Raw genomic sequence first — 13,684 nt, 5'->3', positions numbered from 1 at the left:
TCAGGCGACCGCCATCACCGCCTCGGTCTCGCCGATCGCCTCGGGCGTACCGACCTCGAACCACAGGCCCTGATGCACCACGCCCCAGGCCCGCCCCGCCTCGATCGCGCGGTTCCAGAACAGGTTGGTCGAGAACGGCCCCTCCGGCCAGTCGCGCAGCACGCGCGGCGAGAGAATTTGTACGCCCGTATAGACGAACGGCGCCAGCCGGCCCGGCTTGCGCCGATCGACGATGCGCCCGCGCGGGTCGAGGCGGAAATCGCCCTGCCCGGCATGGCCGTTGGCGCGCGACAGCGGCACCATCAGCAGCAGCGCATCCATCCGGTCATCGTCCCAGGCGGCGGCGAGCTGGCGGATCGCGTCGATCGGGCCGTCGACCCACAGATTGTCGCTGTTGACGCACAGGAACGGCCTGTCGCCCAGCAGCTCGCGTGCCTTGACCAGCCCACCGCCGGTCTCGAGCAACTGCTCCCGCTCGTCGGAGATCAGCACCTCCATGTCCTTCACCCGCGCCTTCAGATGCGCCTCGACCTGTTCGGCCAGGTAATGGACGTTGACGACCGCGCGCTTCACCCCGGCGCCGCGGAGGTGATCGAAGACATGGTCGATCATCGCCCGGCCGCCGACCTGGACCAGCGGCTTGGGACGCGTCGCGGTCAACGGACGCATCCGCTTGCCGAGACCCGCGGCCATGACCATCGCCGTCTCCGGAACCGCGACCGGCGGCTGCGGGCGGATCGCCAGGGTCTTCTTGCCCTTCACCGGCTCGCTGCTCATGCGCCGAGGATCGCCATCGGATCGCCGCGCTTTTCGGCGGGGATATTGGCGTCGAACCAGTCGGCCACCGGCCTCAGCGCCGGATGCGCCAGGTCGCGCTCGAGATAGCGCCACACGCGCGGGCACAGCCCGGCATAGCGCGGCTTGCCGTCGCGCTGCCACAGCCGGGTGAAGATGCCGACGATCTTGGCGTTCCGCTGCGCGCCCAGCACGTGATAGGCGATGTCGAACGCATCGCCCACGCCGGTGTGGCGCCGATAATAATCGAGCATCTGGGTCTCGAGCACCGGATCGACGTCGCGCCGCGCATCCTGCAGCAGCGAGACCAGGTCATAGGCCGGATGGCCGGCGAGCGCGTCCTGGAAATCGAGCAGTCCCAAGGTCTCGCTGCCCTCGATCAGCATGATGTTCTCGGCATGATAGTCGCGCAGCACCGTGACCGGCGCATGACCGTCGAGCAGCGGCGCCAGCACCGCATCCCAGGCATCGACATAGCCTTGCGGATCGACCTCGAGCCCCAGCGCCGGGCAGTACCATTCGGTCAGCAGCCCGACCTCGCGCTGATATTCCTTCAGATCATAGGGGCGGACATCGGCCGCGTCATGCTGGCTAAGGCGGACCAGCAGGTCGATCGCCGCCTCGTACAGGCGCAGCTCGCTTTCGGGTGCGGCGTCGACCGTCTCGCGCATCCGGGCGTCGCCGAAATCCTGGAGCAGCACCAGGCCCTCTGCCAGGTCCTCGTGCAGGATCTCGGGGGCGGCGAAGCCGCGATCGGTCAGCCAGCGCGCGATGTTGATGAACGGCCGTGGGTCCTCGTGCGGCGGCGGCGCGTCCATCAGGATCGCCGAGCGCTCATGCTCGACCACGCGGAAATAGCGGCGGAACGAGGCGTCGCCGGCAAGCGGCAGGATCTGCGCCTCGCCCCATCCGGCGTCGACGAGAAAGGCAGGCGCCGCGGCGGGCGGATTCATGTCAGGGGCCATCGCGACCCCCAAGCCGCCGGCACCCGCGCTGTCAAGCGGCGCGCGCCGTCCGCAGCCACATCCACGGTGAGCCACAGCGCATCGCGCCACCAGCTATCGGGCAACCGCTCCGGCCATTCGACGATCAGCAGCGAGTCCGCCCGGGCATCGTCGAGTCCCAGCTCCTCCGCCTCGGACGGATCCTCGATCCGATAGAGGTCGACATGCAGCACCGGCAGCCGGACCTCGGGCGGGTCATAGGGCTGGACGATCGCGAAGCTGGGTGACGGTGCCTCTTCCTGAAGCCCCAATTCGGACAGCAGCCCGCGGGCGATGCTGGTCTTGCCGGCGCCAAGCTGCCCCGACAGGGCGATCACGTCACCGGCCTGAACGACCGCCGCCAGCCGCCGCCCCAGGTCGAGCGAGGCGTCGAGATCGGGCAGGATCATGCCTCGGGCTCGCTGTCGCCCTGGCTGAGCCGCGCGATCACCGCGAGCGCCAGGCACACGCCGGCAAAGCCGAGCAGCGGCATGGCGGCGGCGCGCACCAGCCCGCTGACCAGCAGCATCGCGCCGACCGCGGAGAACAGGCCCCAGAGCAGGTTCATCTTGAGCGCCATGCGCGACCGGCGCCGCGACCAGGATTCCCAGAAAAAGGCCAATGTCGCGAGCGTGAACAGTCCGCCGACAAACAGGTGCAGCCCCGGCGGTCCCAGGCCGAGCAGCCCGAGGACCGCCGCAAAGCCCCCGACGCGCAGCGAAATCTCGGCCGGCGACAATTCGCTACGAGGCGGACCGGCACTCATTTGCGCGGCAACTCGACAGTCACAAGCGTTCCCTCTCCCGGTTCGGACAATAGTGCGATCTTGCCGCCATGCGCCTCGACGAACTGCTTGGCCAGCGGCAGGCCGAGGCGCAGGGCGCGCTCGCCATTCCGCGAAATGCCCGAATGGGCGAAGCGATCGAATGCCCGCGCCTGCGCCTCGGCGGTCATGCCCGGACCGTCGTCGGACACGATGATCCGCGAGACGCGCTCATTGCCGTCGAGATGCAGCAGCACCCTGCCCTCTTCCGGCGTGCCGCCGATGGCGTGGCGCAGCAGATGCTCGATCACCTGGCGGATGCGGCGCGGATCGCCAACGATGTTGCCCGAGCTGTCGGTCAGTTCCACCGCCAGGTCGATCCGCCTGGCGTCGGCCGCGGGCGCGACGAGCTCGACCGCCTCGCGCGCGACCGCCGCCATTTCGACCGGCTCGCGCTGGAGCGGGGTGCCTTCGCGTCCCGTCAGGTCGAGCACATCGTCGACCAGCGTGCCCAGCCGGTCGACCGATTCGAGGATCGCCGCGACATAATCCTGGCCATTGGCGCTGAGCTGCCCGGCAAAGCCGCCCTGCAGCATCTCGGTAAAGCCCTTGATCGAGGTCAGTGGGGTGCGCAGCTCATAGCTCATATTGGCGACGAACGCGGTCTTGACCCGGTCGGCCGCCTCCAGCGCCTCGTTGCGGTCACGCAGCGCGCGCTCGACGCGGTGGCGGTCGCTGGTGTCGAGCATCGTCAACAGCGCATTGCCGTCGGGCAGCGGCACTGCGGTGACATCGAACCAGCGGCCATCGGCGAGTTGCAGCGTGCTTCCCCGCTGCTGACGGTCGCGCGCGGCGGAGCGGATCAGGTCGCCGATGACCTCCGCCTGTTGCGGCCGCACCAACCGTGGCGCGATGACCTTGGCGATGGTCGCGATCTGCGGTCGCCCGTCGAAAATCCCCTCCTCGTCCCACAAGGCGCTGAACTTGCGGTTCCACAATTGCAGCCGGCCCTTGCCGAATACGGCAACCGCCTCCGACAGGCTGTCGAGCGTCGCGGTCCGGACCGCCTGCATCTCGCCATGCTCGCGCTGCAACTCGAGCTGCTGGGTGCGGTCCTCGAATACCAGGATCAGCCCCCCCTCGGGCAGCGGCTGGGCGACGACGCGCAGGTGGATCGATCCGACCGTCCAGGTCTCCTCCACCGCGTCGGGCGCGGTGAACCAGTCGCGGCGCTCCGCCTTCCATGCGGGGAAGTCGCGCATCTCCGGCAGGCGCTTGGCCTCGCGCATCCGTTCGAGCACGCGGTCGAACTCGGGGCGGTCGGCCAGCCATTCGGGCTTCATCGCGAACATGCGGCGGAAGGGCTGGTTGACGAACACCAGGCTGTGGTCGGGCGCGAACTGGGCGACCGCGGCGCTCATCCGGTCGAGCATCGCGCGCTGTGCCGCGCTGAACCGCTTCAGGCCACCACGCAGCTGTTCGAGCTCCTCGATATCGAGGGCGAAGCCGGCGACGCCGCCGGTCGGAAGCGGCACATCGTGGAGGCGCAGCATGCGGCGGGCGCCGCCCATCGTGGCGGGCATTGCCGCGATCTGCGGTTCCCCGGTGTCGCGGGCGATGGCGGCATTGGCGAGCGGGCCACCGAGCCCGCCGCCCTCGACCAGCTCCAGCCCGCGCTCGACCGCATCCTCGGCATCCGCCGCCTCGACCGCGTTGACGTAAGCGGTGTTGACCATCAGCAGCCGCAGATCGGGGCCGCGATACCACATCGGCATCGGCGCCGCCTCGATCAGCCCGGTGAGCGCATCGAACGCAGCGCGCAGGCGGCTGCCATCGCGCTGCAGGCGGCTGATCTCCTCCTGGCTTTCGGTGGTGTCGAGAAACCACAGCACCACGCCGCCCGGCGCGCCGACCGCATCGGCGGCACGGTCGCCGATCACGAGCAGCGCGCGCTCCGATCCGCGCGCGCGCACCGACAGGCTGAAGGGCCGAGCCGCCTTCTGCGCCGCGGTGATCTGATCGTTGAGCGCGGCGGCGTCATCGGCCTCCAGCGCGTCGGACACATCGCTGATGTCGGCGGGCACGTCCGCCCGGCCCAGCCAGTCGGCCAACCGCCGCGGCAGCTCGACCCGACCATCGGCACGCACGATCATCGCCTGAGCGGGCGAGGAGGACACCATCGCCGATAGGCGCCGGTTCTGCTCGTGAATCTCCCGCCCCTGCGCCCGCGCCCTCAAGCCAGCGGCGAGCGCGACGACGGCGCCCAGCACCAGCAACGCAAGCGCAGCCCCGGCAATCACCGCCGAGGAGGTCGAAATCTCGATCATGGAAGCCGCCGCCGGATCATGCGGCTTCCCTTATGCCAGCCGCATGGAAAACGGGAAGCGGGGGCAAAGAAAAAGCCTTCGCAGGCGCGCAATGCCGATCAACATCGTCCGCTGCCGGATCGCGAAACGCGAGAAAACCGGGTGAGGCGCCTAGTTGTGCGGGGGCGCGTCGTAACTGTTCGCCACGTCGCCGAGTGCTTCCCTCAAAGGTTCCAGCCATGGTTCGTAGTTGCGCCATGTATCGAAACCGTGCCGATTGACCGGCTGACGGACCTGTTCCGAACTCGGGGTATGGACGGCGCGATCGGTTTCGTGAAAGCGCAGGCAAGCCTCGTCGAACGGCAGGCCGAGATAGTCGAGCAGGCGACGAACCTCGCCCTCCAGATCGTCGACGAGCTTTTCATGGATCACGCGATGAACCAGACCGGGCGTGGCCCGATCGAAATGCGCCATCATCCGCACATAATCGCCATAGAAGCGGCCGATATGGTTCAGATCATAGGCGAAGTTGATCCCCCAATTATAATGCTGGGCGAAGTTAGCGAAGCCATTGGCCATCGGGTGCCGGCGCACATCGACGATCCTGGCATTGGGCAGGATGAGGTGGATCAGGCCGGTGAACACCCAGTTGCTCGGCATCTTGTCGGTAAAGAAGGGCCGATCGGTGCGACGATGGCGGCGGGTCGCGTCGATATAGTGCCGCCCAAGGTCCCGTAATTTCGAGGCACTGAGGCCGTCGATCCGGTTGAGATAGCTCCCCGCGGGCTCGCCCGGGGCGAGATCGAGCGCGATCCGCTCCAGATCGTACAGCTCCTCGGTCCCCTCGATCATCGGATGACTCGCCAGAATCTGCTCGATCAGCGTCGATCCCGAGCGGGGCATCGAGACGATGAAGATCGGGTCGGCGGCCGGATAGCCCTGGCCCGAACGGGCAGCAAAGAAATCGGGCGTGAAGCGCCGGATCGCGCTGTCGACGTTACGGGTCACCTTGCCGGGATCATGCGGCACCTGGTCCAGCCGCAGCCGATTGCCCTGCCGGTAATGATCGAACGACGCTTCATAATCCTTCAGATCGCCCAGCGCCTTTCCAAGCGCGAAATGCAAATGAAGGCGATCGTCCGAATTCTCCGCTGTCTCCAGCGCCGCGCGCATCGCGACGGTGTCTTCGCGCGTCAGCTTGACCGACTTCAGATTGGCGAGCCCCCACCAGGCGATTCCGCTCGACGGGTTGGCGGCGACCGAGTTGCGATAGGCCTGGATCGCGTCCTCGATGCGCCCCTGCGTCTTGGCAAGATGGGCGTAGTTCATCCAGCCGCGCCCATCGCCGGGATGGGCGCGCAACATCCGCCTGAAGACGGTATCGGCTTCGTCGAGGCGACGAAGCTGGACGAGCAGTCCGGCCTTGAAGGCCAGCGCCATCAGATGCTTGAGGTCGCGCGTCAGCGCGGCGTCGAGTTCGGCCAGCGCCTCATCGTGGCGGCCGGTGAGGTTGAGCAGCTTCGCCAGCGACACGCGTGCCTCGGCATAAGCCGGCGCCAGCAGGATGGCGCGGCGGTAGAGATTCTCCGCCTCCTTCACCGCCTCGCACCGCTCTGCGATCGTGCCGAGCAGCAGCGCGCCGCCCGCATCGTCGGGATTTTCACGCAGCCAAGGACGGAGAGCCTGCTCCGCCTCCTCGACCCGCCCGTCATCCAGCAGTCGCTGCGCGCCGACCATCGTCGGATGCGCCAGCGCGATGCGGATCGCGTCCAGTTCGACCTTCTCCGCCTCGGTCTCGTTCCCCATTGCGCGCAGCGCGCGCGCCAGCAGGCGGCGCGCGGCGCTGATGTCGGGATAGTGACGAACCGCCGACCGCGCCGCAGCCACGGCCCCCGCCGGATCGGATGACAGGCGGTCCCGGATGTCCTGCAGCATCAGCGCGGGATCGACGGCCCGGGACGGGATGCGGGACGGCTTCATACTCACTCCAGCCTTGAAACTGCGGACCAGGATAGCATGGCGGCCGCGACCCGCCATGCCATCGGCCCCATAAAAAACGGGCCGGATGGAGGATTCCCCATCCGGCCCGCGAGCGGCTCCGATCGGATCGATCAGAAGCTGCGCGTGACGTTCATGAAGAGCGTGCGACCCAGCAGGTCGTAATTGCTCGAGTTGAAGTAGTTGCCGACGCGGGTGAACTGCCCATCGGTGGTCGGGAACGAGCTGATCCCCGGCGGAAGCGCGTTGAACAGGTTGTTCACGCCCAGCGTGACCTGGCCCACCTTGTCCCAGCGGAACTGGACCGACGCGCCATGTTCCCAATAGGTTTCTGCGCGCAGATCGGCGACGATCACGCCCAGGAACGGTGCAGGCGACAGCTCCGGATCGACCGAACCGTTCGAGTCCTGCGGTCCGACATATTTCACGCCGTAGCGGAAGGTCACGTCGTCGGACGGAAGCGTGTAGCGCAGCTCACCGCTGGCAACCCACTTCGGACCCGCACCCGCACCCTGGACGCCCAGTGTGCCTGCATAGTCGTCGATGGGATCATCCGCGAACAGCTGGAACTTCTGGTGCATCATCCAGGTCGCCTGACCGCGTGCAACGAAGCGGCCGCCGAAGAGCTCGCTATTGTAGCGCAGATCGAAGTCGATCCCCTCGGCGCTCTGCTGAGCGACGTTGAGATAGGGATTGAGGAACGAGTCCAGGTTACCGCGCTGCGCCGAGCTGGAAGGCAGGCGCGGATCGATCAGGTCGCAATAGCGGTTGTTCGGGAAATCGTCGGCCTCATAGCACCGGCTGAGGACCAGCGATCCCAGCGTGGTGACTTCGTCGGTGACCTTCACGTTGAAATAGTCGACCGCCAGCGAGATGTCGGCGATGGACTTGGGCACGGTGAGAACGCCGCCCAGGCCCCACGAGGTCGAATGTTCGGCCTGCAGATTGCCGGCGCCGCCGCGGGTGGTGACCTGCGGACCGGAGCTTGCAATGAAGCTCGTCGCATCGGCGCCCAGGATCGGGGTCAGCGCAGCGAGGCAGTTCTTATACACGTTCGACGACGTCGGCAGGTCGCCGAAGCCGCTGCAGGGGTCGGCGCCCGGGCCATAGAAGCCGGTCTGGTCGGCGACATACTGCTCATACAGATTCGGCGCACGGAACGACGTGCCGTAATTGGCGCGGAAGCGCAGGAACGAGGTCGGCGCCCACTGACCGTTGATGTGATAGGTCGTGTCCGACCCATAGGAACGGTAGTGGGTGTAGCGCGCCGATCCGCTCAGCTCGAGGCTGTAGAAGAAGGGCTTTTCCTTCAGCAGCGGGATGTTGATTTCGCCATAGACTTCGTCGACCAAATCGCTGCCGCGCGTACGGCCTGCCGAGCTGTAGTTGTACAGATTGTTGGTCAGCGCGGTTTCCGACGGAATATCGTCGATATGGTCGTAACGATGCTCGTACCCGATTGCCGCCCGGACCGGGCCGGCGGGCAGGTTGAACAGCGTGCCGTCGACGCCGACCGAGATGGTCTGCTGGACGAACTTGGTCGTGCCCACCTGATCGTCGAACAGATAGTCGAACACGTTCGAGGGAATCCGGCCGTTCAGCAGCACCTCGGGGCTGTACATGTTGAACGGAACGCAGGTTGCCCCGGCCAGGATCGCGCCGCTGCTGCTGACGTTCGAGGCGCACGTGTAGCGGTTGCCCGCGCCTGCCTGGCCCGGGACCGCAACGGTCACTAGGCTGTCGGGCGTGCCTGCAGGTGCGAGCACCGTCTGCAGCGCGTTGTTCAGCTTGCGAACGTCGATCTGCTCGATGCTGTTGCGCGAGTCGGTTCGCGAATACTGGAAGTTCACGTCATAGCGCCAGTCACCGATGCCGGTGGAGCCGCGCAGACCCGCATTGGCGCGCATGAAGTCGACGCGCTGGCGGCTGGTCGTCGTGCGATCGGGCACGATGAACGGGGTGAAGATGTTATAGCCGGCGGCAGCAAATGAGTTCGGGAAGAACGGGCTGACCGGATAGCCGAAATCCGACACCGGCGTGCCCTCATAGCTGCCGCCGAAGATCTCATTGCTGGACGAAAGGCGCTCGTCACCGGTGTTGTAGTTGAACTGATAGGTCGAATCCTGCTCCGACTTGCGACGGGTGAACAGCGCTTCGCCGTAGATTTCGGCGTCGCCGATCATGCCCAGTTCATAGGCGCCGTTGACATAGGCGGTGTAGGTGCGAACCGGCGAGATGATGTGGTCGCGCAACTGGGTCTGGCTGGGTCCGACGCGGTCGAGGCCGTTGACCGCCAGCGGCGAGTTGATGTCACCGTTGCGGAAGGTCAGGCGGCTCGCAGGAAGACCATTGAAGCTCTGCGCGATGCCATAGCCGCTCGCGATGCCGACGCCCCCACCGGTGGTGTAGGGGAAGCACTGGAGCTGCCCGGTGGCCGGATCGCGCTGGCCGATCTCCTGGCCCTGGGCGTTGAAGAACAGGTCGCGCGGGCACGAGAATTCTTCGCGGTCCTGGACCCGCATGCCGGTGAGTTCGCGATACTCGACCGAGGCCGTGATGTGGCCGCGGTCGAACACCTTGCCGGCGGTCGCCGACAGGCGATAGCTGCGGCCGCCGCCGCCATGCTGGATCGGCTGGTCGGTGAACGCGTCGAGCGTCAGCCCGTTGAACTTGGTGTCGGTGATCACGTTGACCACGCCCGCGATCGCGTCCGAACCATAGACCGACGACGCGCCTTCGCGCAGCACTTCGATCCGCTGGACCATCGCGGTCGGCAGGGTGTTGAGGTCGGCCGCGACGAGCTGCGGCCCAACGCCGGCCGGTGCCAGACGGCGACCGTTGAGCAGGACAAGGGTACGCGACGCACTAAGGCCGCGCAGGCCGACCGTGCTGGCCGCCGGGCCGCCCTCGGAAACGAAGCCGAGGAACGAGCCGTTGATCTGCGAGGTGCCGGAGGTCACCGCCGAGCTCTGCAGGATTTCACCGGTCGAGCGTGCACCGGCGAGGACGCTGTCCTCACGGGTGATGACGTTCACCTGCGACGGCGTGTTGAAATTGTCGCGACGGATGCGCGAACCGGTCACCACGATCTCGCTGGGCTCCGACGTGGTGGTCGGCGTGTCCTGCGGCGCGACGACCGCGGGGTCGTCCTGCGTGCTGGTGACGGTCTGTGCTGCCGCCGGCAGCGCGTGCATCATCGCGATGGCCGCGACCGACGCACTGAGGGTCAGGCCGGTCCGCGACCGGCCATTCGAATGGCGCATACTGGTACTCCCCTGTTGCAATCCCTGTCAGGTCACACCGAACTATTTCTGATTTTTGTCCGATTGTGAACAGTGGATACTCCGGAACCGGACACTGGTTGCATTGCGCAATTTTTGTTCGGGAGGTGTGCTTTTCACATCACAGAAAAAGCCGCGCCTCCGTTGGGAGACGCGGCTTTTTCAGTTCCGCAACAATGGCGACGGGCGCCTCAGTAGCGGTAATGATCCGGCTTGAACGGACCCTCGACCGGCACGCCGATATAGGCGGCCTGCTTGTCGCTCAGCTTCGACAGCTTCACGCCCAGCTTTTCGAGGTGCAGCGCCGCGACCTTCTCGTCGAGGTGCTTGGGCAGGACATAGACCTTGTTGTCATACTGCTCGCCCTTGGTGAACAGCTCGATCTGCGCCAGCACCTGGTTGGTGAAGGACGACGACATCACGAACGACGGGTGGCCGGTCGCGCAGCCCAGGTTCACCAGGCGGCCCTTGGCCAGCACGATGATCTGCTTGCCGTCGGGGAACTTCACCAGGTCGGTGCCCGGCTTCACTTCGGTCCACTCGTAGTTGGACAGGGCGGCGATCTGGATCTCGCTGTCGAAGTGGCCGATGTTGCACACGATCGACATCGGCTTCATCGCCTTCATGTGATCGGCGGTGATGACGTCGGCGTTGCCGGTGGCGGTCACGAAGATGTCGGCGCGCTCGACGCCCTCTTCCATCGTGATGACCTCATAGCCTTCCATCGCCGCCTGCAGCGCGCAGATCGGGTCGACTTCGGTGACCAGCACGCGCGCGCCGCCGTTGCGCAGCGATGCGGCCGAGCCCTTGCCCACGTCGCCGAAGCCGGCGACCAGCGCGACCTTGCCGGCCAGCATCACGTCGGTGGCGCGACGGATCGCGTCGACCAGCGATTCCTTGCAACCATAGAGATTGTCGAACTTCGACTTGGTGACGCTGTCGTTGACGTTGATCGCCGGGAAGGGCAGCTCGCCCTTCTTCGCGATCTCGTACAGGCGGTGGACGCCGGTGGTGGTCTCTTCCGAGACACCCTTCAGGTTCTTGACGGTCTGGGTCAGATAGCCCGGCTTCGCGGCGATGAACGCCTTGAGCGCGCGCTGGAACTCGACTTCCTCGTCATTCTCGGGCTCGGGCAGGGTCGCGCCCGCCTCGAGCTTCGCGCCCCACAGCGCGAACATCGTCGCGTCGCCGCCATCGTCGAGGATGATGTTGGCGGTCTGACCCTCGGTCTCGCGATCCCAGGTGAAGATGTCGCCGACATAGTCCCAATAATCGGCCAGGCTCTCGCCCTTGATCGCGAACACCGGGATGCCGGCGGCGGCGATGGCGGCCGCTGCGTGATCCTGGGTCGAGAAGATGTTGCAGGTCGCCCAGCGCACATCGGCGCCCAGCGCGACCAGCGTCTCGATCAGCACCGCGGTCTGGATCGTCATGTGGAGCGAGCCGGTGATGCGCGCGCCCTTCAGCGGCTGCGACGCGCCGAACTCCTCGCGCAGCGACATCAGGCCGGGCATTTCGGTCTCGGCGATCGCGATCTCGGCGCGGCCGAAATCGGCGAGCGCAATATCCTTGATCACATAGTCGGGTTTGTCGACGACGGTAGCCACTGGGGTTTCTCCAACTCAGGAATTCGGGCGGCGCACGAAAGTGCCAGCCGCAATGCGGCGCGCCATAGCCGCTTAGATGGGCAGTCGCAATCCAAATATAAAGATATCTTTATATCAGGTGGCAACGACGCGACGAGGCGAGCCGGCCTTTCGCCGATCAACGCTGGCGCGGCGCGCAGTAGCTCCACTCGATCGGGTCGATCGCGATCGGGGCCGAAGAGACGTTGGTCAGGCGGATCGCCAGCCGGTTCTCCGCCGCGAGATAGCCGTTCCACACCAGCCCCGGCGGCGGGACCTGGCCCGGCGCGGGATTGACGATCGCGAAATGCTGGGTCGCGCTCAGGCCCGGCGCGTCTACCGTCTCGATCGCCGTCGCGCCGGGTGCCAGCCGCTGCGGCCCGGTGCGCACGATCCCGGTCTTCAGACCGGCAAAGGTCGTCCCGTCGGCAAATCCGAGCGGCGTGAGGAAAGTGATCGGCGCGTTCGACCATTCCATGACGCCGCCATTGGCGCCGCGGATGCCGCGGATATGGAGCATGTCGGGAAGCTGCCCCCCTTCCCACTTCTCCGGATCGGTCAGCAGCTTCCACGCTTCCTCGGCGCATTCCTCGAAGCGGAAGGAGACGCTGCTCGAGCTCTTGCCCTCGACCGCGGCACCCATGCCGTTGCCGCGCGAATGGAAGAACCAGCGCCCCTTGGGGTTCGGGCCCTTGCCGCTCGGCTCGGGCAGGTCGCCCAGCCAGGCGAAGCCGCGCATCACGATCTCGCAGTCCGCCGATCCGCTGGCATCGACCAGCGCCGAGCGATAGCTGCGCACGACCCGCTCGATCGTGACCTTGCCGGTCGCGCGGATGCGGAAGGCGAGCGTCTGGTTCGGCGCCTCGCAGTGGAACATGTCGATATGGAACTGCTTGCAGACCGGCGATCGCTGATAGTCGAACACGACGTCGGTGCCCGATCCGCCGCCTTCGGAAATGCAGCCGTTCAGCCGGACCGCGTCGCTGCCGAAGATGGCGAAGGCGGATTGCTGGTCGTTATGGCCGAATACCCGGCAATTCTCGAATACGCTGACATTGCTGGCCGAGTTGGTCTCGATCGCCCCGGGCCACAAGGCGCCGTGATCGGATCCGGCTCCCGTCTGGAGCACCGCCGCGCGCTTCATGCAGGCGCCATATTGATTGTCGCGCCACGCGCTGGCGAGGCAGAAGGTGCCGATCGAGCCATATTCGAGATTGGCGAACAGGCAGTTGCGCACGACATTGGTATAGGTCGCGCCCAGGTGCAGCCCGACCTGGCCGGCCAGGAAATTGCCGCGAAACTCCAGGTGATGGATGTCGTAATGCGACCGGCCGATGACAATCATCGCGTCACGCTGGTCCTTGGGCATCCGGCTGAGGATCGTGATCGGCTGGGTGGTGCGCAGCATCGCCCCGCCGCCATCGATGTCGATCGCGACGAATGCGCGCACCGTCGGCAGGGTGAGCGGCGACTGGACGAGATAGCGGGCACCCAGGAAGCGGATCGGCGAGGGCATGTCGCGTACCGTCACGCAATCGAACATCGCCTGGATCGCCGCGCTGTCGTCGACCCGGCCGTCGCCCTTCGCCCCGAACTGGAACGGGTTCAGCTCGAGCTCGGCCAGCTCCCACCAGGCGCCATCGGCCGAGCGCAGCTTGCCCTGATGCACCGGTTCGGCCGCGACGCGCAGGTACGCCGCCCCGCCCCGGTCGCCGGCGCGGGCATAGCCGGCGCAGTTCAGCGCGGTGACGCCCGCCGGAATGCGCCTGGCCGATGCGGCGCGCCGGCTCGCAACCGCCAGCACCTCTCCGTCCCCGTCACCCTCACCCGGATCGCCGGCGGCGCGAACGGGAGCGGCAACCGCCGAGGCGCCCAGAGCGGCTACGGCAAGGAGCGAACGGCGACTGGTCTCGGTCATGCGCCTTGCCTAGGC

The 13,684-nt window shown here is 66.6% G+C and carries 9 protein-coding genes; all 9 read right to left on the bottom strand.

Annotated elements, in window-relative coordinates; genetic code table 11:
* Complete coding sequence (locus tag ACZ1H8_RS15870) at positions 1–777, bottom strand: nucleotidyltransferase family protein (protein ID WP_465178148.1); 777 nt, start codon at positions 775–777, stop codon at positions 1–3.
* A complete protein-coding gene (locus ACZ1H8_RS15865; protein ID WP_465181410.1) occupies positions 774–1,748 on the bottom strand; it encodes an aminoglycoside phosphotransferase family protein in 975 nt (324 codons plus the stop codon). Before ACZ1H8_RS15865 ends, ACZ1H8_RS15870 begins: the two co-directional genes overlap by 4 nt.
* Complete coding sequence (tsaE, locus tag ACZ1H8_RS15860; protein ID WP_465178147.1) at positions 1,745–2,188, bottom strand: tRNA (adenosine(37)-N6)-threonylcarbamoyltransferase complex ATPase subunit type 1 TsaE; 444 nt, start codon at positions 2,186–2,188, stop codon at positions 1,745–1,747. The genes ACZ1H8_RS15865 and tsaE overlap by 4 nt, the downstream gene beginning before the upstream one ends.
* Complete coding sequence (locus ACZ1H8_RS15855) at positions 2,185–2,544, bottom strand: hypothetical protein (protein ID WP_465178146.1); 360 nt, start codon at positions 2,542–2,544, stop codon at positions 2,185–2,187. Before ACZ1H8_RS15855 ends, tsaE begins: the two co-directional genes overlap by 4 nt.
* Positions 2,541–4,868 (bottom strand): sensor histidine kinase, encoded by a 2,328-nt coding sequence (locus ACZ1H8_RS15850; protein ID WP_465178145.1) that lies wholly within the window; start codon positions 4,866–4,868, stop codon positions 2,541–2,543. The genes ACZ1H8_RS15855 and ACZ1H8_RS15850 overlap by 4 nt, the downstream gene beginning before the upstream one ends.
* 150 nt (positions 4,869–5,018) lie before the next feature.
* The gene (locus ACZ1H8_RS15845; RefSeq protein ID WP_465178144.1) at positions 5,019–6,827 is read right to left on the bottom strand and encodes a tetratricopeptide repeat-containing sulfotransferase family protein; all 1,809 of its coding nucleotides are present in this window, start codon (positions 6,825–6,827) and stop codon (positions 5,019–5,021) included.
* 131 nt (positions 6,828–6,958) lie between these two features.
* Positions 6,959–10,108, bottom strand: a complete 3,150-nt coding sequence (locus ACZ1H8_RS15840; protein ID WP_465178143.1) for a TonB-dependent receptor domain-containing protein — start codon at positions 10,106–10,108, stop codon at positions 6,959–6,961.
* Positions 10,109–10,317: 209 nt separating this feature from the next.
* Positions 10,318–11,733: an adenosylhomocysteinase gene (gene ahcY, locus ACZ1H8_RS15835; protein ID WP_465178142.1), complete on the bottom strand. Its 1,416-nt coding sequence runs from the start codon at positions 11,731–11,733 to the stop codon at positions 10,318–10,320.
* Between the two features lie 157 nt (positions 11,734–11,890).
* Entirely contained in the window at positions 11,891–13,669 is a 1,779-nt protein-coding gene (locus ACZ1H8_RS15830; RefSeq protein ID WP_465178141.1) for a right-handed parallel beta-helix repeat-containing protein, read from the bottom strand.
* Between the last annotated feature and the right edge of the window lie 15 nt (positions 13,670–13,684).

The sequence above is a fragment of the Sphingomonas sp. BL-S-25 genome (assembly GCF_055521555.1).
This window is presented reverse-complemented; position numbering and strand designations above follow the sequence as displayed.